The organism is Streptomyces sp. AK010 (assembly GCF_014207295.1).
GTDB lineage: Bacteria > Actinomycetota > Actinomycetes > Streptomycetales > Streptomycetaceae > Streptomyces > Streptomyces massasporeus.
Window position 1 is genome coordinate 157,298 of record NZ_JACHCX010000004.1, and the last position, 24,990, is coordinate 182,287.

Here is a 24,990-nt window from a genome sequence, read left to right on the forward strand (position 1 = left end):
TGGGGTGCCCACTTTCGGGACCCCCCGCGGGGCCCCCCGCGCCCGGGGGGGGGGGGGGGGGGCCGGGGGGGGGGGGGGGGGCCGGGGGCGGGGGGGGGGGGGCGGGGGGGGGGGGGGCGGGCCCCGCCCACCCCGGGACATGACTACTTCGCCTCGGAGTCGCCGTCGGTCTTCTTCGGCTCTGCGTCCGTCTTCGCCTCGGCGGCCTCGTCGGCCGGCTCGTCGGCCGCGTCCTTCTTGCCGAGGTCGACGGCCTTGTCGTCACCGGGGGCGTCGGCGGCGGACTCGTCGGTCGCGGTGAGGGAGGAGGCGTCGTCCGGGACGATGTCGGCGTCGGACTTCAGGTCGTGCTCGATGCCGTGAACGATGCGGTTGTACTCGTCGTCGGTGAGGACGGCGCCGATGGCGTTCTTGGCGAAGAGGAGATCGACGCCGGGGCCGGCGTCGACGAGGACGGTGTCCTCGTTCACTTCCTTGACCGTGGCGTACATGCCCCCGATGGTGCGGACACCGCTGCCGGGCTGCATCTGGTTCCGCATGTCGGCGGCCTGCTGCTGCTTCTTCTTGGCCGACCGGGTCATCAGGAACATGGCCCCGATGAGCACGATGAACGGGAGGAGGGTCAGGAGACTCACGGGTCGGTACTTCCTTCACACGACCGCGCTGTGAGCGGCCAGCTGGTTGGGGGTATGTACGCCGCCGACAAAGGCGGCATCGGCGGAGTCTAAGCGAGTCCGCGCGCATGGAACAACGCTCAGCATGGCACCGGGGTTCCCCTTGCGGCCACTGACCTCGCCGCCTCGCAGGCGTGACGGAGGCCTCACGCCCCGAACAGGTCCCCTTGTCCGTTTCCGGCGCTCTGGGAGCGTGGCGGGGTGAGGCCGAGATGCGCCCATGCGGCGGGTGTGGCGACCCGGCCGCGGGGGGTCCGGGCCAGCAGGCCCTCCCTGACGAGGAAGGGCTCGGCGACCTCCTCCACGGTCTCACGTTCCTCCCCCACCGCGACAGCGAGCGTGGAGAGGCCGACCGGACCGCCGCCGAACAGCTTGAGCAGGGCTTCCAGCACTCCCCGGTCGAGGCGGTCGAGGCCGCGCGCGTCCACCTCGTACACGGCGAGGGCCGCCGCGGCGATGTCCCTGGTGATCAGGCCGTCGGCCTTGACCTGCGCGTAGTCGCGGACGCGGCGCAGCAGGCGGTTGGCGATGCGGGGCGTGCCGCGGGAGCGCCCGGCGATCTCGGCGGCGCCCTCCGGCTCGATCTCGACTTCGAGGAGGTTCGCCGAGCGGTGGATGACCCGCTCCAGTTCGGCCGGTTCGTAGAACTCCATGTGCGCGGTGAAGCCGAAGCGGTCGCGCAGCGGGGGCGGCAGCAGGCCGGCCCGGGTGGTGGCGCCGACCAGGGTGAAGGGGGGCAGCTCCAGCGGGATGGCCGTGGCGCCCGGGCCCTTGCCGACGATGACGTCGACGCGGAAGTCCTCCATCGCCATGTACAGCATCTCCTCGGCGGGCCGGGACATGCGGTGGATCTCGTCGAGGAAGAGGACCTCGCCCTCCTGGAGGGAGGAGAGGATGGCGGCGAGGTCGCCGGCGTGCTGGATGGCGGGGCCCGAGGTGATGCGGATGGGGGCGCCCATCTCGGCCGCGATGATCATCGACAGGGTGGTCTTGCCGAGGCCGGGGGCGCCGGAGAGCAGCACGTGGTCGGCGGTGGCCCCACGCGCGCGTGCGGCGCGCAGCACGAGGTCGAGCTGCTCGCGGACCTTCTCCTGGCCGATGAACTCGTCCAGGTCCTTGGGGCGCAGGGCGGCCTCGACGGCCTGGTCCTCACGGTCGGCGACGGAGCCCACCAGCCGCTCGGCGGCGTCGGCGTCGGTGGTGTCGTCCCAGTTCATGGAGTGTGCCTCGGAATCTCGGTACGGGGGTGCGGACGGCTCGGACTAGCGGGCGCGGTTCAGCGTCTGCAGGGCCGCCTTCAGTAGCTGGCCCACCTGGGGTGTGCCCTCGGCGGCCTCGGCCTGCGGGGTCACGGCGGTCACGGCCTCGTCGGCCTCCCGGGTCGCGTACCCGAGGCCGATCAGGGCGGCGTGCAGCTGGTCACGCCAGCCGCTGCTGACCGGTGCGCCGACGGCGGGTGCACCGACCGGGGCGCCGAGGCGGTCCTTCAGCTCCAGGAGCAGTTTCTGCGCGCCCTTCTTGCCGATGCCGGGGACGGCGGTGAGGGCCTTCTCGTCCGCGGTCGCGACGGCCCGGCGCAGGGCGTCCGGGCTGTGCACGGCGAGCATGGCCTGGGCCAGCCGGGGGCCGACGCCGCTGGCCGTCTGGAGCAGCTCGAAGACCTGCCGTTCGTCGTCGTCCGCGAAGCCGTACAGGGTGAGGGAGTCCTCGCGGACGACGAGGGAGGTGTGCAGCTTGGCCGGCTGGCCCATGCGGAGCGTGGACAGCGTGTTCGGCGTGCACTGGACGGCCATGCCGACGCCGCCGACCTCGACGACGGCGGCGTCCGGAGCGAGTGCGGCCACTGTGCCGCTGACGAAGGCGATCATGCCGTCCGGCCTTTCGGTGCTTTGGCGGTGTGCAGGGCGACGGCCTGCTGGAGTCGGTTCTGCGCGGGGGCGCGCCAGATGTGGCAGATGGCGAGGGCGAGGGCGTCGGCCGCGTCGGCGGGCTTGGGCGGGGCGCTGAGCCGCAGCAGGCGGGTGACCATGGCGCCCACCTGGGCCTTGTCGGCCCGGCCGCTGCCGGTGACGGCGGCCTTGACCTCGCTCGGGGTGTGCAGCGCGACGGGGATGCCACGGCGGGCGGCACAGAGCATGGCCACGGCGCTGGCCTGGGCCGTGGCCATCACCGTACGGACGTTGTGCTGGCTGAAGACGCGCTCGACCGCGACGAACTCGGGCCGGTGCTCGTCGAGCCACTGCTCGATGCCCTGCTCGACGGCGATGAGGCGGTGGGCGAGGTCGGCGTCGGCGGGCGTGCGGACGACGCCGACGCCGATCATCGTGAGCGGCCGCCCGGCGACGCCCTCGACGACGCCGACACCGCACCGGGTCAGTCCCGGGTCCACCCCCAGTACGCGCACACGCCCTCCCTTTCGCTCACCTGTTTGTGCAGGCTATCGGGTGCCACCGACAACGCGACGGGCCGACGGGGTGTGTCCCGTCGGCCCGTTGACTCGGTGGAGTCCGGAATTACGCGTCGACCTTCTCCATGACCTCGTCGCTCACGTCGAAGTTGGCGAAGACGTTCTGCACGTCGTCGCTGTCCTCCAGCGCGTCGATCAGTTTGAAGATCTTCTTCGCGCCCTCCTCGTCCAGCTCGACCTGCATGGTCGGGACGAAGTTGGCGTCGGCGGAGTCGTAGTCGATGCCGGCGTCCTGCAGGGCGGTGCGGACCGCGACCAGGTCGGTGGCCTCGCTGAGGACCTCGAAGCTCTCACCGAGGTCGTTGACCTCTTCGGCGCCCGCGTCGAGCACGGCGGCCAGCACGTCGTCCTCGGACAGCTCGCCCTTGGGGACGATCACGACGCCCTTGCGGTTGAACAGGTACGATACCGAGCCCGGGTCGGCCATGGAGCCGCCGTTGCGGGTCATGGCGACGCGGACCTCGGAGGCGGCGCGGTTGCGGTTGTCGGTGAGGCACTCGATGAGCACCGCGACACCGTTGGGGCCGTAGCCCTCGTACATGATCGTCTCGTAGTCGGCGCCACCGGCCTCGAGGCCGCCGCCGCGCTTGACCGCGGAGTCGATGTTCTTGTTCGGGACCGACTGCTTCTTCGCCTTCTGGATGGCGTCGTAGAGGGTGGGGTTGCCCTCGATGTCGACGCCGCCCATCCGGGCAGCCACCTCGATGTTCTTGATCAGCTTCGCGAAGAGCTTGCCGCGCTTGGCGTCGATCACGGCCTTCTTGTGCTTCGTCGTAGCCCATTTAGAGTGGCCGGACATCTGCCTGTCTCCTTCGCGTAACCCATCTCAGCAACGAACGCAGGAATCCTACAAGGATCCGGCTGTCCGGTTCGCCCGCACCATGTCGACGAACAGGGCGTGGACGCGGTGGTCGCCGGTCAGTTCCGGGTGGAACGACGTGGCCAGCGCGGTGCCCTGGCGGACCGCGACGATGTGGCCGTCGTGCTCCGCGAGCACCTCGGCCCGGGCTCCGACCGACTCCACCCAGGGGGCGCGGATGAAGACGCCCTCCACCGGGTCGCCCTCGATGCCCTGGATGGCGACGGCCGCCTCGAAGGACTCGTTCTGCCGGCCGAAGGCGTTGCGGCGCACGATCATGTCGATGCCGCCGAGGGTCTCCTGGCCCGAGCGCGGGTCGAGGATCTTGTCGGCGAGCATGATCATGCCGGCGCAGGTGCCGTAGACGGGCATGCCGTCCCGCACGCGCGCGCGGAGGGGCTCCATCAGGCCGAACAGGACGGCCAGCTTGGAGATGGTGGTGGACTCGCCGCCGGGGATGACGAGGCCGTCGACCTCGGCGAGTTCTTCGGGGCGCCGCACCGGCCTGGCCACGGCATCGGCCGCGGCCAGGGCGACGAGGTGCTCCCGTACGTCGCCCTGGAGGGCCAGGACGCCTATGACGGGGGTGTCGCTCATGGATTCCTGTGCCTTACCAGCCGCGGTTGGCGTAGCGCTCGGCCTCGGGGAGGGTGTCGCAGTTGATGCCGACCATGGCCTCGCCCAGGTTGCGGGAGGCGTCCGCGATGATCTTCGGGTCGTCGTAGAAGGTGGTGGCCTTCACGATGGCGGCCGCGCGCTTGGCCGGGTCGCCGGACTTGAAGATGCCGGAGCCGACGAAGACGCCCTCGGCGCCGAGCTGGCGCATCAGGGCCGCGTCGGCCGGGGTGGCCACGCCGCCGGCGGAGAACAGCACGACGGGGAGCTTGCCGAGCTCGGAGACTTCCTTGACCAGCTCGTACGGGGCACGCAGCTCCTTGGCGGCGGCGTACAGCTCGTTGTTGTCGTAGCCGCGCAGGCGGGCGATCTCGTTCTTGATCTGGCGCAGGTGGCGGACGGCCTCGACGACATTGCCGGTGCCGGCCTCACCCTTGGAGCGGATCATGGCCGCGCCCTCGGCGATGCGGCGCAGGGCCTCGCCCAGGTTGGTGGCGCCGCAGACGAAGGGGGTGGTGAAGGCGAACTTGTCGCTGTGGTTGACCTCGTCGGCCGGGGTGAGGACCTCGGACTCGTCGATGTAGTCGACGCCGAGGGACTGCAGGACCTGGGCCTCGACGAAGTGGCCGATGCGGGACTTGGCCATGACCGGGATCGAGACGGCGTCGATGATGCCCTCGATCATGTCCGGGTCGGACATGCGGGCGACGCCGCCGTCCTTGCGGATGTCGGCGGGGACCCGCTCCAGGGCCATGACGGCGACGGCGCCCGCGTCCTCGGCGATCTTGGCCTGCTCCGGCGTGACGACGTCCATGATCACGCCGCCCTTGAGCTGCTCGGCCATGCCGCGCTTCACTCGGGCGGTGCCGGTCTCGGGAGCCTGGTTTTCGGAGATGGACACGGGTGACCTCGCTGATGGGAAAGAGGGTTTCTGCAGCACTGAGGAAACGTGAGAGAACCAGGCCACAGCAAGGGCCAATGGGAACGCTGTGGATCCTTTTGCGACGGACGGCCGGGAAACGACAGGTGAACGGGGCTCAGGCGGCCCGGTCCACCAGGGCCGCCGGCGGCTCGTCGTCCATTTCGAAGGCCATCGGGAAGGGCGCATGACCGGCCAGGCGGAACCAGCGCACCTTGCGGTGCCGGCGCAGGGCCCGGGCCGCGCGTACGGCGTCGTTGTGGAAGCGGCGGGCCATCGGCACCCTGCGGACCGCCTCGGTGAGTTCCCGGGCCGCCTCCTCTCCCCCGGGCGCCTCCCGCACCGCCTCCACCTGCGGGGCCTCCCCGAAGACGGCCCGCAGCGCCTGGCTCAGTTCGCTCTCGGCCACCTCCCGCTGCTCCTCCTCGGCCTGCCGGGCGGCGTGCGCGGCCTCGTACAGCACGATCGAGGCGGCCGGGTCGAGGACCCCGGACGTGGCGAGCTCCTGCGCCACCGAGGCGCGCCGCAGCAGCTGGGCGTCCAGGGCCGCGCGGGCGGCGTCGATCCGGGCGTGGAGGCGGTCGAGCCGGCCGGCGGTCCAGCTCAGGTAGAGCCCGATCGCGACCAGGGCGACGGCGATCCAGATGAGAGTGGTGGTCACGGGCGGCAAGGCTAGCGGCACGAGGGTCCCCGCCGTTCGCCCCGCCCCGCCCGTGATCAGCGGTTGCGGTCCTCCGCCAGGGGAGGGATGGAGATCAGTGTCTTGAAGTGCCCCTTGGGGTGGCCCTCGCCGACGAGTTGCCGCTCCGCCTCGACCCAGGCGTGGGCGGCGAAGGGGGGGTGCGCACCCCGGTGCACCAGGTGGGCCAGCACCGCGCATGCGGCAGAGCAGGGCGGTGAGAATGGAGCGCTGGAGGCAGCCCTGCCCGGCGCAGCGCAGGCTGACGGACACGACCTCCTCGCGGGCTCGGAGCGCCTGCGCGGCCGTCGCGGGTGCGGCGCCCCGGCGGGCGAACTCCAGGACGGTGCGCAGCCGGGCGGGTCTGACCTTGGCCGGCAACCGGGCGACGCCCACGGCCAGCAGGGGCAGGACCCGGCGGTGCACAGGGAGACGGCGCCGTTCGGCCAGCACGACCGGCATGCTCACGAGATCACCAGTTCCGAGCCTCGCAGTCGCTCGATCACGGCGCTCACGTCGCGTTCGGCCTGCTGGGAGTCGATCCCGTACCGGCTCGCGAGTGCGGTGGCGATGGCGGCGGGCTGGTGCCCGTCGAGCAGTTCGCGCAGCACGTGGGCGCCGGTGTTGTTCAACTGCCAGTATCGGCCGGTGCGTTCGTTGAGCAGGACCGTGCCGTCGTCGGTGTCGGTGGTGCTCACGTCAGGGTGCAGGCGCACGGGCGTCGAACCTCCGGCAGGGGTGGGGCGGGTGGCGGCGCGCAGCCAGATCTCGCAGCCGATCAAAGGTTCAAGGGCGATCCGCGTGGTTGTCCGGCTGGGGTGCGAGCAGTCGGGTGCGCAGTTCCGCGGGGTCGATCGGGCCTCGGGCGGCCAGGGCCGAGTCGTCGAGCATCTCCAGCATCGCGGGCAGGGTGCGGCGCAGCACGCTGTTGGCCTCGTCGCTGAACTCGCCCTTGGTGGAGCGGCCCGGCACGGGCTGCGGGACGATGCCGCGCATCGCGTCTGCCGGCAGGGGCTTGTAGCGCCACGGGACGAGCGACACGGAAAGATCACGGGTGATCTGCGCCATCGATCATTCGGCACCGTGGCACAGCACGCCGGACCTGCCCTTTTGAGGTGGCCTGAGAGGACCGGGCTGCCCGCCCGTCAGTCGCGGGCGAACCCCAGCCGCCCCCACAGCCCGGTCGTCCGCTCGTCCTCGGCCACCGCCGCCGCCCCGGCCGTCACCGTCTCGTAGACGGACAGGATGTCGGCGCCGACGGTCGACCAGTCGAAGCGCCGCACATGGGCGCTGCCCCGCTCGCGCAGCTCCGCCAGCCGCTCCGGGTCCGCCAGGAGCCTTACGGCCGCTTCGGCGAGGGCGTCGGCGTCCTCGTTGGGGAACAGTTCGCCGGCCGCTCCCCGGTCCAGGACCTGGGCGAACGCGTCCAGGTCGGAGGCGAGGACGGGGGCTCCCGCGGACATGGCCTCGACGAGGATGATGCCGAAGCTCTCGCCGCCGGTGTTGGGCGCGACGTACAGGTCGACGCTGCGCAGGAAGCGGGCCTTGTCCTCGTCGCTGACCATGCCGAGGAACTCGACGCGGGCGCGCAGTTCGACCGGCAGGGACTGGACGGCCTCCACCTCGTCACCGCGCCCGGCGACCAGCAGCCGAGTCTGCGGACGCGCGGCGAGGATCTTCGGCAGGGCCTTCATCAGCACCGGGAGTCCCTTGCGGGGCTCGTCGATACGCCCGATGAAGCCGATCGTGTCGCCCTGCCACTCGGCCTTGGGCTCGGCCTCGGCGAAGAAGTCGACGTCGACGCCGTTGGGGATCACGACCGCGTCGCCGCCGAGGTGCTCCACCAGCGTGCGGCGGGCGTACTCGCTCACCGCGATCCGGGCGCTGATCTTCTCCAGCGCGGCCTGGAGGATCGAGTAGGCGGCGATCATCGCGCGGGAGCGCGGGTTGGACGTGTGGAACGTCGCCACGATCGGCCCCTGGGCGGCCCAGCAGGTCAGCAGGCCCAGCGACGGGGAGGTCGGCTCGTGGATGTGGATCACGTCGAACGCGCCGTCGTGCAGCCAGCGGCGCACCCGGGCGGCGCTCAGGAAGCCGAAGTTCAGCCGGGCCACCGACCCGTTGTAGGGCACCGGCACCGCGCGCCCCGCCGAGACGACGTACGGCGGCAGCGGGGTGTCGTCGTCGGCGGGGGCCAGGACGGACACCTCGTGGCCGAGGCGGAGGAAGTACTCGGCGAGGTCACGGATGTGGAACTGGACGCCACCCGGTACGTCCCAGGAGTACGGGCAGACGATGCCGATCCTCACGTGGATCCCTTCGCTGGATCGAGGTCGGCGAGCCACAGGCGCTGCAGCATGTGCCAGTCCTCCGGATGGTCGGCGATCCCGGTGGCGAAGGCGTCGGCCAGCGCCTGTGTCATGACGGACGTCTTCTCGGCGCGCGTGCCCGACTCGGGGACCGCGACGGGCGGGTGGACGCGGCCCCGCATCAGGGGCGAGTCGTCGTACCAGAGGGTCACCGGCAGCAGCAGGGCGCCGGTCTGCTGGGCGAGCAGGGCCGGTCCGGCCGGCATCCGGGCCGTGTCGCCGAAGAAGTCCACCTCGACGCCCGACGCGGACAGGTCGCGGTCGGCGACCAGGCAGACCAGGCCGCCGTCGCGCAGCCGCCGGGCCAGGGTGCCGAAGGCGGTGCCGCCGCTGTGCGGCAGGACCTCCATGCCGAGGCCCTCGCGGTAGGCGACGAACCGGTCGTAGAGCGTCTCGGGCTTCAGCCGCTCGGCAACCGTGGTGAAGGGGATGCCGAGCTTCGTGGTGACCCAGGCGCCGGCCAGGTCCCAGTTGGCGAGGTGCGGCAGGGCGAGTACGACGCCCTTGCCGGCGGCCATGCCCTCGGTGAGGCGGTGCAGGTCCTTGATGGCGAGGCCGTCCCGGATCTCCTCCTTGGTCCAGGCCGGGAGGCGGAACGACTCCATCCAGTAGCGCAGGTAGGAGCGCATGCCCGCGCGGGACAGCTCGGCGAGGCGCTCGGGGCTCGCGCCGGGCACCACGCGCGCGTAGTTGCTCTCCAGGCGCTGGACGCCCTTGCCGCGCTGCTTCCAGGCCAGGTCGGCGATGGTCCGGCCGAGCCGTGCGGCGACCGGCTCGGGGAGCTTCTTGACGGCGCTCCAGCCCAGGCCGTACAGCGCGTCCGTCAGCCGGTCCTGTGCGCTCACGTGGCCGCCTCGCTCCCGTGAGAGGCGTTCTGCTGCTCGTCCCCATTGTCCTGCCCGGCCGGCGTGGCCTCTGCGGCCTCGGCCTCCGCGGACTCCCTACGGACCGTGACGACCCGCTGGATGAGCGTGACGAGGCTGCCCACGGCGACGATCCACAGGGCGACGGGCAGCAGGTACTGGATGCCGGGCACGCCGAACGTGTGCAGGCCCGCGAGACCGGCCGCCACCAGCGAGATCACCAGGCGCTCGGCCCGCTCGACGAGCCCGTTGACCGCGACCGGCAGGCCGATGGACTCGCCCCGGGCCTTGGTGTACGACACCACCTGGCCGCTGGCCAGGCAGAAGATCGAGACGGCGCACAGGACGAGGTCGTCGCCCCCGCCGGCGTACCAGAGGATGAAGCCGCCGAAGATCGCGCCGTCGGCGACCCGGTCGAGCGTGGAGTCCAGGAAGGCGCCCCAGCGGCTGGAGCGGCCGAGCTGACGGGCCATGTTGCCGTCGACGAGGTCGGAGAACACGAACAGCGTGATCACGACCGTGCCCCAGAAGAACTCGCCCATGGGGTAGAAGACCAGCGCGCCCGCTACCACACCGGCGGTGCCCAGGAGGGTGACCGTGTCGGGGCTGACGCCCCGGCGGATGAGAAACGCGGCGAACGGTGTGAGGACACGCGTGAAGAATGCACGCGCGTACTTGTTCAGCATGGCCTTCCCGAGGGTCGGTGTCGCCGTCTGGCCCCTGCTGGCCACCGGCTGGCCCATCGTAGTCACGCGCGCGCGTGGGCGAGGTGCGGGCACCCTGACCCCTTTCGGGGGAACCCGCGGGCCGCTGGTGGGCCGTGGGATCGCGTCGTTCGTATGGACGCACCGTGACGGGAGTGGGAAGGTCGAATGACCGCGGGCGTCGCCGGAGCCGCACCGCACGCGGATTCCGCGTGTCCGCGCCCACAGTGACCTCACCGTGCACGGGAGGCAGGATCATGGGCGACAAGGCACAGACACACCCTGGGGCCGCCGGCAGGGCACAAGCGGCCGACCACCCTCAGTCCGTACGGAATGTGGTGCTGGTCGGCCACTCCGGATCGGGAAAGACCACGTTGGTCGAAGCCCTCGCGCTCACGGCGGGGGCGGTGAACCGGGCGGGCCGCGTGGAGGACGGCAGCACCGTCTCCGACTACGACGACATCGAGCACCGGCAGCAGCGCTCGGTTCAGCTCTCCCTGGTGCCCGTCGAATGGGACGGCATCAAGGTCAATCTCCTCGACACCCCCGGATACGCCGACTTCGTCGGTGAACTCAGGGCCGGTCTGCGCGCGGCGGACGCGGCCCTCTTCGTCGTCTCGGCCTCGGACGGGGTGGACGGCTCGACCCGCACGGTGTGGGAGGAGTGCGCGGCCGTGGGCATGCCCCGGGCCATCGTGGTCACGCACCTGGAGTCGGCGCGCGCCGGCTTCGAGGAGATGACCCGCACCTGCGCCGAGGCCTTCGGCGCGGACGACCCCGACGCGGTCCTGCCGCTCTACCTGCCGCTGCACGGCCCCCAGGCGCCCGACGGGCACGCGCCCGTGACCGGGCTGATCGGGCTGCTGTCGCAGAAGCTGTTCGACTACTCCACCGGCGAGCGCAAGGAGTCCGAGCCGGGCGAGGACCAGCTGCCGCTGATCGAGGAGGCCCGCAACCGGCTCATCGAGGGGATCATCGCCGAGAGCGAGGACGAGACCCTCATGGACCGCTACCTCGGCGGGGAGCCCGTCGACGTCAAGACGCTCATCGAGGACCTGGAACGGGCCGTCGCACGCGGGGTCTTCTTCCCCGTCCTGGCCGCCGCCCCCGCGGGTGAGGGCGGCGGCCAGGGGCTCGGCACCCTGGAGCTGCTGGAGCTCATCACACGGGGCTTCCCGACGCCGCTGGAGCACGAGACGGTGCGGGTCACGACCATCGACGGCAAGCCGCGCGAGCTCAAGCCGTGCGACCCGGACGCCCCGCTGGTCGCGGAGGTCGTGAAGACCTCCTCGGACCCCTACGTGGGCCGGCTGTCGCTGATCCGCCTGTTCTCCGGCACCCTGCGCGCCGACCAGACGGTCCACGTCTCCGGGCACGGGCTGGCCGATCGCGGACACGAGGACCACGACGTCGACGAGCGGATCGGCGCCCTGTCCACGCCGTTCGGCAAGCAGCAGCGCCCGGTGTCGCACGTCATCGCGGGCGACCTGGCGTGCGTGGCGAAGCTGGGCCGCGCCGAGACCGGCGACACCCTGTCCGCCAAGGACGACCCGCTGCTCATGGAGCCGTGGCGGATGCCCGACCCGCTGCTGCCGCTGGCCATCCAGGCGCACAGCAAACCGGACGAGGACAAGCTGTCCCAGGGCCTGGCCCGGCTGGTGGCCGAGGACCCGACGATGCGGCTGGAGCAGAACCAGGACACCCACCAGGTGGTCCTGTGGTGTCTGGGCGAGGCGCACGCCGACGTGGCCCTGGAGCGACTGCGCAGCAGGTACGGCGTCCAGGTCGACGTCGTCCCCCACCGGGTGTCCCTGCGCGAGACGTTCGCGACCAAGTCGGCCGGCCGCGGCCGGCACGTCAAACAGTCCGGCGGGCACGGGCAGTTCGCGATCTGCGAGATCGAGGTCGAGCCGCTGCCCGGCGGGTCCGGCATCGAGTTCGTCGACAAGGTCGTGGGCGGAGCGGTGCCCCGGCAGTTCATCCCTTCGGTGGAGAAGGGCGTACGGGCCCAGGCGGCCAAGGGGGTCGCGGCCGGGTACCCGCTCATCGACGTACGGGTGACCCTTCTGGACGGCAAGGCACACTCGGTGGACTCCTCCGACGCCGCCTTCCAGACGGCCGGGGCGCTCGCGCTGCGGGAGGCCGCGGCCGACGCGAGGATCCATCTGCTGGAGCCCGTGGCCGAGGTGTCGGTGCTGGTCGGCGACGACTTCGTGGGCGCCGTGATGAGCGACCTGTCGGGGCGGCGCGGCCGGGTGCTCGGCACCGAGCAGACCCCGGGCGGGCGCACCCTGATCCGGGCCGAGGTGCCGGAGATCGAGATCGGCCGGTACGCCATCGATCTGCGGTCGATGGCGCACGGCACGGCGGGGTTCAGCCGCCGGTACGCGCGGCACGAACCGATGCCGCAGCAGGTCGCGGACCGGGTGCGTGAAGAGGAGCGCAAGGCCTCGTAGTTGGCGCCGGGCGCCACCAAGTGCCCTTGTGGGAGCTCCCCTCCGCGGGGGCGGGCGGCTTGACGGGCGGCCCGCCCCCGTCCGACGGTGCGGACGGATACGCTGATGACCTGATCAACAGGTGTGCGGAGCGCGGAAGTCGGGAAGGCCGCAGATGCGGATGCGGCAGCGATGGGGGCGGCAGTGACGGACGGATTCGACTTCAGCCCGGGAGCCCAGGTGCCCCTGGCGGGTGCGAGCGGCCAGACGGCGGCGACCTATGCGCTGGCCGCGGCGGCGTACCGGGACGACGAGGTCACCAAGATCCTGGCCGCCGACAACGAGTGGCACCAGTCGAAGGTGACTCCCCCGCGCTCCTGGGCGAAGATCTTCCGCCCCAGGTTCGGCGAGGCGTTCTCCCGCGCGGTGATCGACCGGATGCTGGGTGCCGGGCGCAAGCCGGTCATCCAGTCCTTCGGCATCGAACCGCAGGTCGTCGTGGAACACTGCCTGGCGGCCCACCGCATCCGCCGCGACCGCGACAACTGGCTCGCGGCGATCACGGTGATCTGCGGGGTGCTCTTCCTGCCCGGCTTCCTCGTGTGGCTGCTGGTGTTCACGCTGCGCACCACCATGGCCAAGCGCGAGGACAAGCGGGCCGGCGCCCTCGCCACGACGCTGCTGGTCGCGGTGGGCGCGCTGGCCGTGCTGTTCCTGATCCGCATGCCGTTCACGGGCTTCTGGGCCCTGTACGGACGCGCGGCGGTGATCATGCCGGTGGTCGGCTGGTTCTGGGCCAAGCAGATCTGCGAGCGGACGGCGCGCGACCTGCGGGAGCGCTGGTCGAGTCTGCTGTCGGGCGGTGGTGTCGGTGCCAAGATCCCCGAGGCCGTGCCCGGCAACCCCGGTGACGCGGCCGAGCAGGTCCGCAAGGAGCTGGCCCGTCTCGCCGCCGAGCAGCGATCCAACTCGGTCTTCTACGCGGGCCCCAAGGGCATACTCGGCATGGGCACGCGGTGGGGCAGCTGGCAGCTGGCCGAGGAGCTGGTCTCCGCCGAGCCGGGCAAGGAGTTCCACCCGTTCCGCAGCTGGGACGTCATCGTGGCGATCCAGGGCGGTCTCGGCATGCTGGAGCGCACGTCGATCAACACCGGCGGTTTCCCCAAGCCGTCGATCACCCACTGGGTGGTCACGCCGATCGGTGAGAAGGCGACAGAGGTGTCCCGGCCGAGCGGCACGGACGTCGACGCGTACACGGTCCGGACGCACGCCGTCCAGGAGATCTGCAACAAGCAGCAGTTCGGCAGCGGCGACCGGCACTACCTGGGCGTGCAGTGGACCCTGTGGGACGGCCACCTGGTGATCACGATGCTGATCACGGTGACCGTGCTGCACGACACCCTGCGCATCGAGGTCACAGGACACGCGCTGGGGCCGGTCAACCCCCTGTTCAACGAGAAGCCGGCGGCCAAGGAGAAGGCGGTGCAGAAGGCTCTCCGGTTCTGGGAGACCCGTACCGTGAAGCTGCCGCTGATCGACGCCGACGAAGTGGTCCGGCTGGCCGCGCGTGCCCCGCTGACCTGGTACCCGCCGCTGCTGAACTGGCTCGGCGGCAGTCTGACGCTGCCCGAGCCGTTCGGACTGCGGCACGCGTGGGCCGACCAGCCGTGGCGGCACCGGTTCATGGCCGACGACGCGCTGCGGGCGGCCACGCCGGTGCTGCGCGTGGTGCACACGGCGGCGCTGAAGGTGCTGCGGGAGAACGGGGTCGATGTGGAGAAGTTCGGGTCCCGTTCGGCTGCGCTCAGTGGGGCTGTGCAGGAGGCTTCGCCGAAGAAGGCCGACGTTTACGATGCCTAGTCGGTGAGGTGCCCGGCGTTGTTGCCGGGGCGCGGGTGGGTGCGCAGCCCGGCGCTGCGGGGTGCCGCCGCGCCCATCCGTGCCGCCCCGGGCGGCACGCATGCCCGCGGTTCATGACGGCCAGGCCTCCGCCAGCATCTTCCGCGTGTCCGCCAGCAGCTGCGGCAGCACCCGCGTGTGCCCCACCACCGGCATGAAGTTCGTGTCCCCGCCCCAGCGCGGCACGATGTGCTGGTGCAGGTGTGCGGCGATGCCCGCGCCGGCGACCGTGCCCTGGTTCATGCCGATGTTGAAGCCGTGTGCGCCGGAGGCCGTGCGCAGGGCCGTCATGGCCCGCTTGGTGAGTTCGCCGAGCTCGGCGGTCTCCCCCGCCGTGAGGTCGGTGTAGTCGGCGACGTGCCGGTAGGGCACGGTCATCAGGTGCCCGCCGTTGTACGGGTAGAGGTTGAGCACCGCGTAGACCTGTTCGCCGCGCCGGACGACGAGCCCGTCCTCGTCGGACTTGGCCGGGATCGAGCAGAAGGGGCAGCCGTCGCCGGCGCCCGGGCCGGTCGGCTTGTTCTCGCCCTGGATGTAGGCCATCCGATGGGGCGTCCACAGTCGCTGGAACGCGTCCTGCGTCCCTACTCCCAGCTGCTGCTCCGGCTCACTCGTCATGCTGTGCAGCATATGGCGTCGAGCTGGGGGTACGGCGAAGGCCCCCGGGATCACCCCGGGGGCCTTCGCACCGTGTGATCAGACCTGGGCGCGCTCCTCGACGACCTTCAGGATCTTCGCGATGGCCTCGTCGAAGGGGATGCCGTTCTCCTGCGAGCCGTCGCGGTAGCGGAAGGACACGGACTCGTGGGACATGTCCTCGTCGCCCGCGATGACCATGAAGGGCACCTTCTGCTTCTGGGCGTTGCGGATCTTCTTCTGCATGCGGTCGGAGGAGGAGTCGACCTCGACGCGCAGACCCTTCTTCTTGGCCGCGGCGGCGAACTTCTCCAGGTACTCCACGTGCGCGTCGCCGATCGGGATGCCGACCGCCTGGACTGGGGCCAGCCACGCCGGGAAGGCACCCGCGTAGTGCTCCAGGAGGACCGCGAAGAAGCGCTCGATGGAGCCGAACAGCGCGCGGTGGATCATGACGGGGCGCTGCTTGGACCCGTCCGCGGAGGTGTACTCCAGGTCGAAGCGCTCCGGCAGGTTGAAGTCGAGCTGGATCGTCGACATCTGCCAGGTGCGGCCGATGGCGTCCTTGGTCTGGACGGAGATCTTCGGGCCGTAGAAGGCGGCACCGCCCGGGTCGGGGACGAGGGGCAGGCCCTGCTTCTCGGCGACCTGGCGCAGCGTCTCCGTCGCCTCTTCCCAGGCCTCGTCCGAGCCGACGAACTTCTCCGGGTCCTTGGTGGACAGCTCCAGGTAGAAGTCGGTCAGGCCGTAGTCGCGCAGCAGGCCGAGGACGAAGGTGAGCGTCTTGTCGAGCTCCTCCGACATCTGCTCACGGGTGCAGTAGATGTGCGCGTCGTCCTGGGTGAAGCCGCGGGCGCGGGTCAGGCCGTGCACGACGCCGGACTTCTCGTACCGGTACACGGTCCCGAACTCGAAGAGGCGCAGCGGCAGTTCACGGTAGGAACGCCCGCGCGCGTCGAAGATCAGGTTGTGCATCGGGCAGTTCATGGGCTTGAGGTAGTAGTCCACGCCCTCGTCGAGCTGCATGGGCGGGTACATGCCGTCGGCGTACCAGTCCAGGTGACCCGAGGTCTCGAAGAGCTTCCCCTTGGTGGCGTGCGGGGTGTAGACGAACTCGTAGCCCTCTTCCTCGTGGCGGCGCCGCGAGTAGTCCTCCATGACCCGGCGGATGATGCCGCCCTTGGGGTGGAAGACGGCGAGGCCGGAGCCGATCTGCTCCGGGACGGAGAACAGGTCGAGCTCGCTGCCGAGCTTGCGGTGGTCGCGCTTCTCGGCCTCGGCGAGGAACTCCAGGTGCGCCTTGAGCTCGTCCTTGGTGGGCCAGGCGGTGCCGTAGATGCGCTGGAGCATGGGGTTCTTCTCGCTGCCGCGCCAGTAGGCGGCCGCGTTGCGCATCAGCTTGAACGCCGGGATGTTCCGGGTGGTGGGCAGGTGGGGACCGCGGCAGAGGTCCTTCCAGCACAGGTCACCGGTCTTGGCGTCCAGGTTGTCGTAGATCGTCAGCTCGCCGGCGCCGACCTCGACGTCCGCGCCGTCGTCGTGCGAGGCGGAGCCCTTGAGGCCGATCAGCTCCAGCTTGTACGGCTCGTCGGCCAGTTCCTCGCGGGCCTCGTCGTCGGTGACGACACGGCGGGAGAAGCGCTGGCCGCGCTTCTGGATCTCCTGCATCTTCTTCTCGATGGCCTTGAGGTCATCGGGGTGGAAGGGCTTCTCGACGTCGAAGTCGTAGTAGAAGCCGTCCTTGACGGGCGGGCCGATGCCGAGCTTGGCCTCGGGGAAGAGCTCCTGCACGGCCTGCGCCATGACGTGCGCGGTGGAGTGGCGCAGGATGTTCAGGCCGTCCTCGGAGGAGATCTCGACGCCCTCGACCTCGTCGCCCTCGGACAGGGTGTACGACAGGTCCCTGAGCTCGCCTGCCACGCGCGCGGCGATGATCGAGCGCTCGCCGGCGAAGAGCTCGGCGGCCGTAGTGCCCGTCGTCACCACGCGTTCTTCCCGCTCGGAATCGCGCTGGATGATCACACGGACGTCTGACACCGGTCTCTCCTGACTGAAGGGGGCTGCGGCGCCATACCCGAGCGCGCGCACGAGTAGGGATCGTACCGACCCGGGACCGCCCTACGCGAAATCAGTCCCCGCGGTCACCTCCGGAGGCGGCCGCAGTGCACTCCCCCACGCTGCTGCGATCCCCTCCCCCAGGCCGTTCAGTCCCCTCCGCAGGCCTCCTCGAAGAAGTCGAGGTTCTCGTGGAGCTCCTTCATCAGCCGGTCCCGTTCGGCGTCGTCGACCTGGACGGGGACGACCCCGGCGGCCCCGGTGAGGCGGCGGAATCCGCCCCTGCTCTCCAGCCTCCCCTGCACCCGTACCGGGAGTCCGACCAGGTGGGCGTGCCCGGCGATCCGGTAGGCCTCCTCGTCGAGGGTGATCCGGACGTTCGGCACGTCGGCCCCGGCCAGCACGCGCAGCCGCACCGTGCCGTCGCCGCGCGGCCCGGACCTGCGCAGCCGTACGACCGCTCCCGTGATCCGCACCGGGATGGCGGGTTCCTCGCGCAGGTAGCGGGCGCCCGCCTCGCGCAGCACGGCCAGGTCGCCGGGCGAGAACCCGACGGGCTCGGCGGAGGGCGCACAGCCCTCGGGCACACCGGCCGCGGGGGCCCACTCGACGGCGATCCGGGCGCCCTCCGTGCCCCGGACGAGGGCGACGAGGGCCTCGGTGAGCTCGTGGCTCACCCCTGCCTCGACGGCGGCGTCGAAGGCGTCCATGCCGCCGGTGGCCCGCTGGTAGTCGATGGCCTCCCGGGCGGCGAAGAGGGCCTGGTGGAGGCGGACGGAGAGGGGGCGGCCGCCGGCGACCGGGACGAAGGCCGTGAGCCGGCCGTCGGCGGCGGAGCCGACCAGGACGTTCTCCAGGGCCGCGGCGGCGGAGCGGCGGTGGCGGGCGCCGTGGTAGCCGGCCCGGGCGCGGGTGGCGAGGGCCGCGGCGAGCAGCATCCGGCGGGCGGCCCCGCGCAAACGGTCCTCGACGGTCCAGGAGGCCGCGCCGGCGGGTCCGGCGGGGACGTCGTGCCACCAGCGGATCTCGTCGCTGGGCACGGCGAGGGAGACGAGGACCTCGCGCGCGGAGGGCGAGCCGCTGCGGGACAGGGCGAGCAGGGCCTCGCCGAGCAGGTCGTCGCTGTCGGGGAAAGCGCGGCTCTCCGGCACCAGGAGACTCGTGCCGCTGCCGCCGGGGCCGGGCGGGGTCCAGCGGCCGTAGCGTCCGGGGGCGCCGCCGCGCCGCTGCCAGCCGTGCCGGCGCAGCAGGGCGCTCAGGACGGCCGGGTCGACGTCGACGGGCTCGGGCGGAGCGCCGCTGCGGGTGGTGTCGACGGGGTGCGGCCGGACCTGCCTCAGTGGCTCCTCGGTCGGGCGGTGCGTCACGGTTTCCCTCCCGTCCCGACCCGCGTCATGATCTCGCAGAGGGCCCGGTCGTCGAAGATGCGCGAGGTCGGTATCCGCACGGTGGTGCGGTGGCGGCCGGTGATCGGCTGTCCGGCGAGGTTGGTCCAGTAGCAGCAGTGCCTGAGGTCGAGCCGGTCGTGGCCGGCGCGCAGCCAGTCGTCCTGGGAGCGCGGCACCAGCATCACCACCAGGATCTTGTGCACGGACACGGGGGTGCGGGCGAGCTTCGCCAGGTGGTGGTTGTCGAGGGTGAAGGAGAAGCTGCGGCCCGGCGGGCTGGGCGGCACCTGGTAGGTGGCCTTGAGCTGCACCTTGATGGTGACCTCGTCGTCGACCGTGTGCCCGGGGGCGCTGTGGCTGACGTGCCAGTCGATGCCGTTGTCGGGAAAGGGCTGGGACAGCGAGCAGCCGGCGGCCGCCGCGACGGCGTGCAGATAGCCGACCTGCAGTGTCTCCATGCAGGCGGTGGTGGCGAGAGTGCCGCGAGAGGGAGCCGTGCGCTCGGGCAGCAGCCCGCCCCGTTCGGGCTGCGCAATGGCCATGGCCAACAGCCTTCCAGAACAAGTGATTCCCCGTTGCGGGCCGCTGAACTGCAACAACCCGTACTCCTGTTGTCTCCTTCCGGCGTACGGCGCAAACAGCCCGGGTATCACCGGATCGGGCAGCGGACGGTGCGTCAACTGCCGAAGGTGAACGAGGGGTTGTGTGGCTATGACGACGTGCTGGTACGAGGGGCCGCTGGCCGCCTTCGACACGGAGACGACGGGCGTCGACGTCGAGACCGACCGGATCGTGTCGGCCGCGGTGGTCGTCCAGGATGCGCCGGGTGTCCGGCCGCGGGTGAGCCGTTGGCTGGTGAACCCGGGGGTGCCGGTGCCCGCCGAGGCGACCGCGGTGCACGGACTGACGGAGGAGCACCTGCAGTGCAACGGCCGGTGGCCGGCGCCGGTGATGCACGAGATAGCGCAGGCGCTGGCCGAGCAGGCGCACGCCGGGCGCCCGGTCGTGGTGATGAACGCGCCGTTCGATCTGACCCTGCTGGACCGGGAGTTGCGCCGTCATCGCGCCTCGGCGCTCGGGCGCTGGTTCGAGTCGGCGCCGTTGTCCGTGCTGGACCCGCGGGTCCTGGACAAGCATCTGGACCGCTACCGCAAGGGCCGTCGCACCCTGACGGACCTCTGTGCGCACTACGGCGTCGCGCTGGAGGGCGCGCACGACGCGGCGGCCGACGCCGTGGCGGCGCTGGAGGTCACGCGGGCGGTGGGCCGCCGGTTCGCGTCCCGGCTGGAGCGTCTCGCCCCGGGTGAGCTGCACACCCTGCAGGCGGTGTGGCACGCGGCCCAGGCGCGGGGCCTGCAGGCGTGGTTCGCGCGCAGCGGGGTGGACGAGGCGGTCGACCCGGCGTGGCCGCTGCGTCCGGATCTGCCGGCGGCGGCTGCCTGAGCAGCCGGTGCGGGGCCCGCGGGGGCATGAAAAAACCGGTCCGTCTGTGACGGACCGGCTGTTTCCGGTGGGCGATACTGGGTTCGAACCAGTGACCTCTTCGGTGTGAACGAAGCGCTCTCCCACTGAGCTAATCGCCCGGGAACGCACTGAACCATACAGGTCCGGGCACGCTTCCTTCAAACCGCTTCGAGGTGCCTGCGGAGTCCGCGCCGCCCGGACCGCATCATCAGCGCGTGGTTGGCGCGGAAGACGGGCCGTCCCGGTACGGCGAGCCTCCGCAGCAGCGGCTTGGTCACGCTGACGACCTGGTCGTACCGCGCGAGACTGCCCGTCCCGTGCGGCGTGACCGTCCAGCGTGCCCAGCCCTCGATGTCCCCGGACAGTGCGGTCTCCAGCACACCGGCGGCGCGGTCGCGCCGTACCTCGCGCGCGGTGAAGGTCATGTCGTACGGCAGGACGGAGCGGATGCGGATCACGCCGGTGGTGTCGTCGAGCCGGGTCACCTCCCGGACCTGGCGCCACCAGCTCGGGTAGTCCTCGGGGCGTGCCAGCACGTCGTAGACGGTGGCGGGGGGTGCGGGCAGGGGCCACAGGCTGCGGAAGCGGTAATGGTTCCAGTCCATCCCGGCAGTCTGCCCACGCGGGGGGGGCGGACTGTCTGAGTACGCGCCTGAGTACCCGCACTCATGCCGTGCCGGGTGACGCGGACCACACTGCGAGCCATGACCCACCTTCCGCCCCCGGCCGAGGAACTGCGGCTCCTCGACGCCGAACTCCGGCAACTGGACGCCCGGCGTTCCCAGTTGCTGACCCGCCGCGCCTGGCTGATCGCGGCACTGCAGCAGACGCGGCAGCCACCGCGGCCTTGGGCCTCGGCGCAGCCCCCGGCCGCCGCACCGCCGCGTCCCGAGACGGCGGCGCCGAGCGTGCAGAACGTGCTGCTGGTCCTCGGCGGTGTCCTGCTCACGCTCGCGGCGGCGGTGTTCACACTGGTCAGCTGGGGGCAGATGGGGATCGCCGGGCGGGCCATGGTGCTCGGCGCGGTCACGCTGGCCACGCTCGCCGCGCCCGTGGCCCTGCTGAAGCGGGGGCTGCGGTCGACGGCCGAGTCCGTGGCGGGCCTCGGGCTCGCCCTGACCGTCCTGGACGCCTACGCGCTGTACGCGGCGGCCCTCTCCGCGACGGACGGGACCGGGTACGCGGCCGCCGCGTCGGCGGTGCTGGCGGCGACGTGGTCGGCGTACGGCCTGCTGCCGGTCACGTCCGCGCTGCGCCTGCCCCTGCCTTCCGCCCTGGCCGCGGCCCAGTTCCCGCTGCTGTTGTCGGCCCTGGCCGCCGACGCGAGTCCGTACACGATCACGGCCGCACTGCTGGTGACGGCCGGGCTCGACGCGGTCGCGGTGGCGCGGTTGGCGGGCGGGGCGGTGCGGATCACCGCCGTCGTCGGTGCCTACGGCATGGGCGGCTGGGGTGTTCTCGGTGCCGGCTGGCTGTCCTTGACGGCCGGCGGTCCGGGTGACGCCTCCCGTGCCGGGGCGCTGCTCCTGCTCGCGGCGGCGATCGCCCTGGGTGCGGCCTGGCGGGGCCCGGGCGTCGGGCACACTCTCGGCCTCGCGATCACGGCCGGTCTGCTCGTCGTGGCCGCGCTCGGTGGGGTGGCGCGTTCCGGGCTGCCGTCGGAGTGGGTGGTTCCGGCTCATCTGGCCGTCGGTGTGGCCCTGTTGGCGGCGGTGCGGGCCGGACGGCTGCCGGACGCGATGCGGACGGGCTCCGCCTGGGCCTCCGGTGCCGTGCAGGCGCTGGCGGTGCTGTGGACGCTGCCCGTCGTCGCCGTGGTGCTGCTGGGCCCGGCCGGATGGCTGGGCCGGGTGTGGAGCGGCGCGCCGCCGGACGCCCGTGCGGCGGCGGTCGTCGAGGCGCCCTGGCCGCCGGACGCGGTCGCGGCTCCGGTCGTGCTGGTGGGTGTGGCGGCGGTGCTCGCCCTGGCGGTCCGTGCGCAGATGTGGCGTCCGCAGGCCCGGCTCGGTGCTGTCGGCCTGCTGTGGGCCACGGTGCTGATACTCCCGGCTGTCCTGGAAATCCCGTACGCCGCGGGCCTGCTGGTCCTGGGCGTCATGACGGCTGCGGCGCTGTACGCGTGCCGGGTCACGGCGTCGGCCGCGCGGGTGACGGCTCTCGTTCTGGCCCTGGTCACGGCCGGCGGCCTGACCCTGGTCTCCCTCGCGTCCCGGTCCGCGACCCTCGTCGTGCTGTCCGGGCTGACGGTGCTGTTCGCCGCGGCCTCGTGGCGGGCGGCTGTCGCGCCCTTCGCGGCTCCGGCCGCTCTCGTCCACGCCGCCGCGCTGGCCTCGGCGTCCGGCGCCGCCGCGGACTGGCCCGCGGCCCGGACCGCCCTGCTGGTTCTGCTGGTTCCCGCTGCCGCCGCCCTGCTGGCGCCGCGTCTGGGCGCATCCCGGGCGACGGTGCCCGTCGAGGCCACGGGTGCCGCCGTCGGTCTGTTCGCTGTGGCGCTCGCCGTCACCGACCCGCCGATGCTCGCGCTGGTGCTGGCCCTGTGCGGGGTGATCGCCGCGGGCACGGCCCTGCGTGCCGAGCGGCGTGCCGTCGGCTACGCGGCCACGGCCCTGTTCGTCCTGGCCGCGTGGGTGCGCCTGGCCGCCTGGGACGTCGGCACGCCCGAGGCGTACACGCTCCCGGTGACCGTCCCCGCGCTGCTCGTCGGAGCGCTGCGCCGACGCCGTGACCCGCAGGCCTCCTCCTGGACGGCGTACGGCCCCGGACTCGCCGCCACCCTCCTGCCGAGCCTCGTCGCGGCCTGGGCCGATCCGCACTGGACGCGCCCGCTGCTGCTGGGCGTCGCGGCGCTGCTGGTCACCCTGCTGGGTGCCCGGCACCACCTCGGGGCGCCGCTGGTGCTCGGCGGCTCGGTGCTGGCCCTGGTCACGCTGCACGAACTCGCCCCGTACGTCGTGCAGGTGACGGGGGCGCTCCCCCGCTGGGCGCCTCCCGCCCTCGCCGGACTCCTGCTGCTCGCCCTCGGGGCGACCTACGAGCAGCGAATCCGGGACGTCCGGCGGGTGCGGGAGGTCCTGGGGAGGATGAACTAGCCCCCGCGTCTGCGGCGTGATCCGAACGACAGGCCCCGGGTGTGTCGAGGCCGTCTCGACTGCGGACAAGTCCCGTGATGTCATATGTTCTCCGATCGGCCGCCGCGACAGCGGCACGCTCGGGCGGAGGCGGGGGCATCATGTCGGACCTGGGGGAATCGTCAGGCCGGGGCGCGGGCGCCGGGGACGAAGGGACACTGGAGCGCCTGCTCTCGGTGGTGGGGGCGGGAGCCGTGGAGTTGCACACGGCCCCGGAGGGGCTGCGGACACAGGTCACCGGTGTGCATGTGCTGGACGCCCTGGAACCGGTCATGAGACCGCGGGAGTTACTGCTCGCGGTCGGCGTCGACCCTGGCTCGGCGCATGCGGTCGACGTCGTGCGCCGGGCCGGTGAGTCCGGTGCGGCGGGTGTGGTGTTCGGCCCGGGACGGCCTGAGCCCACCGCGAAGGCGTTACAGTCGGCCGCCGAGGAGAGCGGCACCGCGGTGCTCTTCCGCACCGCCTGGTGCACCTGGGCACAGCTCGTGGGGGTCCTGAGGGCCGGGCTGGCCGCGGCGGGTGCTCCCCCGATGCCCGCCACCAGCGGCGTGCCCCTGGGCGATCTGGACTCACTCGCCGATGCGGTGGCCGCCCTGGTGGGAGGCTCGGTGACGATCGAGGACACGGAGTCCCGGGTGCTGGCGTACTCGTCCACCGAGGAGAACGTGGACGAGATGCGCCGGCTGACCATCCTCGGCCGCCGGGTGCCGCCCTGGCGGGTAACGGCCATGCGGGAGGCGGGGTTCTTCCAGGCGCTGTGGGGTGCGGGCGATGTGCTGCACCGGCCCGCCCACGGGCAGGACCCGGAGCGTCTGGTGGGCGCCGTGCGGGCGGGCGGAGAGGCGCTCGGGTCCATCTGGGTGGCGGCGGTGGCCGGCCGCCCGCTGGCGCCGAACGCCGCGGAGACGTTGCGCGCGGCGGCCCGGACCGCCGCCGCCCACCTGCTCCACCACCGCACCCACAGCTCGGACGGCCGGCTGGTGGAGGATGCGGCCCGGGCGCTGCTGGAGGACCGTGGGTCCGTCGAGGTACTCGCGGAGCGGGCCTCGCTGCCGCCCCGGGAACCCTGTGCCGTCCTGGCGGTGGGCATCGGCTCAGGCCACCCCGCGGACGACGGTCCGTCGGGGCTGTACGGCCTGCTGACCCTGCACTGCGCGGCCCTGGGCCACCGCGTCGTGGTGGTCCCGGCGGGCGGCGGGGCCTGGGTGCTGGTCAGTGGGCTGGAGCGCGACGCCCGGCGGGCCGACGGCCAGGTGAGGCGGCTGGGGAGCGCACTGGCCGATCAGCTGTCGGCGACGACCGGCTCGTCGGTGAAGGCCGGGCTCGGCGACGTGGCCCCCGGCCTGGCGGGGGCGCCCGCATCACGCCGGTCGGCCGAGCGGGCCCTCCAGGCGCTCCTCGCGGCCGACGGACCGCACGCCGTCGCGCGGAGCGAGGACGTCGCGGACACCGTGGGCATCCTCCAGGTCGTCGAGGCGCTGCGCGCGGTGACACTGCCACCGCGGACCTCGGTGGCCCGGCTGAGGGAGTTCGACGCCGATCACGGCGGCAGTTGCCTGGTGGAGACCCTGCGCGCCTACCTCGACCACTTCGGTGACGTGTCCGCCGCCTCGCGTGCGCTGGGCGTGCACGCCAACAGTCTGCGCTACCGGCTGCGCCGGATCAGGCAGGTGTCGGGGCTGGACCTGGAGAGCCCCGATGCCCGGCTGCTCGCCCAGGTGCAGCTGCGCTTGGGCGGAGAGGCCGACCGCGCACGCCCCTGAGCGTCCGGCACCGAGAGACGAGCGGGGGCGGGCCGGCCACCGTTCGGCCGGGGCCACCATCGCAGGGCCTCCC

General features: G+C 72.4%; 24 protein-coding genes, 1 tRNA gene and 1 pseudogene. 5 read left to right on the plus strand and 21 right to left on the minus strand.

Features of this window, described 5'->3' with window-relative positions:
* Window positions 1-143 precede the first annotated feature (143 nt).
* The 15 genes and pseudogenes from yajC to pgsA form a co-directional block, all read right to left on the minus strand.
* Window positions 144-635 (minus strand): preprotein translocase subunit YajC, encoded by a 492-nt coding sequence (gene yajC / locus HDC93_RS09480; protein WP_185009139.1) that lies wholly within the window; start codon window positions 633-635, stop codon window positions 144-146.
* 185 nt (window positions 636-820) lie between these two features.
* The gene (ruvB, locus tag HDC93_RS09485) at window positions 821-1,891 is read right to left on the minus strand and encodes a Holliday junction branch migration DNA helicase RuvB (RefSeq protein ID WP_185009141.1); all 1,071 of its coding nucleotides are present in this window, start codon (window positions 1,889-1,891) and stop codon (window positions 821-823) included.
* Window positions 1,892-1,936: 45 nt separating this feature from the next.
* Window positions 1,937-2,542, minus strand: coding sequence for a Holliday junction branch migration protein RuvA (ruvA, locus tag HDC93_RS09490; protein WP_185009143.1), 606 nt, complete (start codon window positions 2,540-2,542; stop codon window positions 1,937-1,939).
* Window positions 2,539-3,078, minus strand: coding sequence for a crossover junction endodeoxyribonuclease RuvC (gene ruvC / locus HDC93_RS09495; protein ID WP_185009145.1), 540 nt, complete (start codon window positions 3,076-3,078; stop codon window positions 2,539-2,541). Before ruvC ends, ruvA begins: the two co-directional genes overlap by 4 nt.
* A 109-nt stretch (window positions 3,079-3,187) precedes the next feature.
* The gene (locus tag HDC93_RS09500) at window positions 3,188-3,940 is read right to left on the minus strand and encodes a YebC/PmpR family DNA-binding transcriptional regulator (RefSeq protein ID WP_097215555.1); all 753 of its coding nucleotides are present in this window, start codon (window positions 3,938-3,940) and stop codon (window positions 3,188-3,190) included.
* Between the two features lie 48 nt (window positions 3,941-3,988).
* A complete protein-coding gene (gene pdxT / locus HDC93_RS09505; protein WP_185009147.1) occupies window positions 3,989-4,597 on the minus strand; it encodes a pyridoxal 5'-phosphate synthase glutaminase subunit PdxT in 609 nt (202 codons plus the stop codon).
* Window positions 4,598-4,610: 13 nt separating this feature from the next.
* On the minus strand, window positions 4,611-5,516 hold the full coding sequence (pdxS, locus tag HDC93_RS09510; RefSeq protein ID WP_030843057.1) for a pyridoxal 5'-phosphate synthase lyase subunit PdxS: 906 nt from the start codon (window positions 5,514-5,516) through the stop codon (window positions 4,611-4,613).
* 136 nt (window positions 5,517-5,652) lie between these two features.
* Complete coding sequence (locus tag HDC93_RS09515; protein WP_185009149.1) at window positions 5,653-6,195, minus strand: hypothetical protein; 543 nt, start codon at window positions 6,193-6,195, stop codon at window positions 5,653-5,655.
* Between the two features lie 56 nt (window positions 6,196-6,251).
* Window positions 6,252-6,407, minus strand: a complete 156-nt coding sequence (locus HDC93_RS39270; RefSeq protein ID WP_311774533.1) for a hypothetical protein — start codon at window positions 6,405-6,407, stop codon at window positions 6,252-6,254.
* 55 nt (window positions 6,408-6,462) lie between these two features.
* Window positions 6,463-6,675, minus strand: a pseudogene (locus tag HDC93_RS39275) (hypothetical protein); the annotation flags it as partial.
* Between the two features lie 2 nt (window positions 6,676-6,677).
* On the minus strand, window positions 6,678-6,911 hold the full coding sequence (locus HDC93_RS09525; protein ID WP_229828957.1) for a lasso peptide biosynthesis PqqD family chaperone: 234 nt from the start codon (window positions 6,909-6,911) through the stop codon (window positions 6,678-6,680).
* Between the two features lie 88 nt (window positions 6,912-6,999).
* Window positions 7,000-7,281: a hypothetical protein gene (locus HDC93_RS09530; RefSeq protein WP_398984406.1), complete on the minus strand. Its 282-nt coding sequence runs from the start codon at window positions 7,279-7,281 to the stop codon at window positions 7,000-7,002.
* A gap of 77 nt (window positions 7,282-7,358) precedes the next feature.
* Window positions 7,359-8,522 carry a glycosyltransferase family 4 protein gene (locus HDC93_RS09535; protein ID WP_185009151.1) on the minus strand — a complete coding sequence of 388 codons (1,164 nt, stop codon included), beginning with the start codon at window positions 8,520-8,522 and terminating at the stop codon, window positions 7,359-7,361.
* Window positions 8,519-9,427: a phosphatidylinositol mannoside acyltransferase gene (locus HDC93_RS09540; protein ID WP_185009153.1), complete on the minus strand. Its 909-nt coding sequence runs from the start codon at window positions 9,425-9,427 to the stop codon at window positions 8,519-8,521. The genes HDC93_RS09535 and HDC93_RS09540 overlap by 4 nt, the downstream gene beginning before the upstream one ends.
* The gene (gene pgsA, locus HDC93_RS09545) at window positions 9,424-10,188 is read right to left on the minus strand and encodes a phosphatidylinositol phosphate synthase (protein WP_221516498.1); all 765 of its coding nucleotides are present in this window, start codon (window positions 10,186-10,188) and stop codon (window positions 9,424-9,426) included. Before pgsA ends, HDC93_RS09540 begins: the two co-directional genes overlap by 4 nt.
* A gap of 218 nt (window positions 10,189-10,406) precedes the next feature.
* Here pgsA and HDC93_RS09550 point away from each other — a divergent pair, with 218 nt between their 5' ends.
* On the plus strand, window positions 10,407-12,605 hold the full coding sequence (locus tag HDC93_RS09550; RefSeq protein ID WP_185009155.1) for an elongation factor G-like protein EF-G2: 2,199 nt from the start codon (window positions 10,407-10,409) through the stop codon (window positions 12,603-12,605).
* 171 nt (window positions 12,606-12,776) lie between these two features.
* On the plus strand, window positions 12,777-14,444 hold the full coding sequence (locus HDC93_RS09555; protein ID WP_185009157.1) for a hypothetical protein: 1,668 nt from the start codon (window positions 12,777-12,779) through the stop codon (window positions 14,442-14,444).
* Window positions 14,445-14,555: 111 nt separating this feature from the next.
* On the opposite strand, the gene HDC93_RS09560 is transcribed toward HDC93_RS09555, so the two are convergent.
* The 4 genes from HDC93_RS09560 to HDC93_RS09575 all read right to left on the minus strand — a co-directional run bounded on the left by HDC93_RS09560 (window position 14,556) and on the right by HDC93_RS09575 (window position 19,104).
* Window positions 14,556-15,113, minus strand: a complete 558-nt coding sequence (locus HDC93_RS09560) for an HIT domain-containing protein (protein ID WP_185009159.1) — start codon at window positions 15,111-15,113, stop codon at window positions 14,556-14,558.
* Between the two features lie 66 nt (window positions 15,114-15,179).
* A complete protein-coding gene (gene thrS, locus HDC93_RS09565; protein ID WP_185009161.1) occupies window positions 15,180-17,156 on the minus strand; it encodes a threonine--tRNA ligase in 1,977 nt (658 codons plus the stop codon).
* Between the two features lie 167 nt (window positions 17,157-17,323).
* Complete coding sequence (locus HDC93_RS09570; protein WP_185009163.1) at window positions 17,324-18,541, minus strand: hypothetical protein; 1,218 nt, start codon at window positions 18,539-18,541, stop codon at window positions 17,324-17,326.
* Window positions 18,538-19,104, minus strand: coding sequence for a DUF4365 domain-containing protein (locus HDC93_RS09575; RefSeq protein WP_185009166.1), 567 nt, complete (start codon window positions 19,102-19,104; stop codon window positions 18,538-18,540). The genes HDC93_RS09570 and HDC93_RS09575 overlap by 4 nt, the downstream gene beginning before the upstream one ends.
* A gap of 169 nt (window positions 19,105-19,273) precedes the next feature.
* Between HDC93_RS09575 and HDC93_RS09580 the strand changes: the two genes are divergently transcribed.
* Window positions 19,274-20,005 carry a 3'-5' exonuclease gene (locus tag HDC93_RS09580; protein WP_185009641.1) on the plus strand — a complete coding sequence of 244 codons (732 nt, stop codon included), beginning with the start codon at window positions 19,274-19,276 and terminating at the stop codon, window positions 20,003-20,005.
* A 68-nt stretch (window positions 20,006-20,073) separates the two neighbouring features.
* Here HDC93_RS09580 and HDC93_RS09585 read toward each other — a convergent pair.
* A tRNA-Val gene (locus HDC93_RS09585) sits at window positions 20,074-20,145 on the minus strand.
* 39 nt (window positions 20,146-20,184) lie between these two features.
* Complete coding sequence (locus tag HDC93_RS09590; protein WP_185009168.1) at window positions 20,185-20,631, minus strand: SRPBCC family protein; 447 nt, start codon at window positions 20,629-20,631, stop codon at window positions 20,185-20,187.
* A gap of 63 nt (window positions 20,632-20,694) precedes the next feature.
* Here HDC93_RS09590 and HDC93_RS09595 point away from each other — a divergent pair, with 63 nt between their 5' ends.
* Window positions 20,695-23,115, plus strand: coding sequence for an SCO7613 C-terminal domain-containing membrane protein (locus tag HDC93_RS09595; RefSeq protein ID WP_185009170.1), 2,421 nt, complete (start codon window positions 20,695-20,697; stop codon window positions 23,113-23,115).
* A 140-nt stretch (window positions 23,116-23,255) separates the two neighbouring features.
* Window positions 23,256-24,917 (plus strand): helix-turn-helix domain-containing protein, encoded by a 1,662-nt coding sequence (locus HDC93_RS09600; protein WP_185009172.1) that lies wholly within the window; start codon window positions 23,256-23,258, stop codon window positions 24,915-24,917.
* Window positions 24,918-24,990 lie beyond the last annotated feature (73 nt).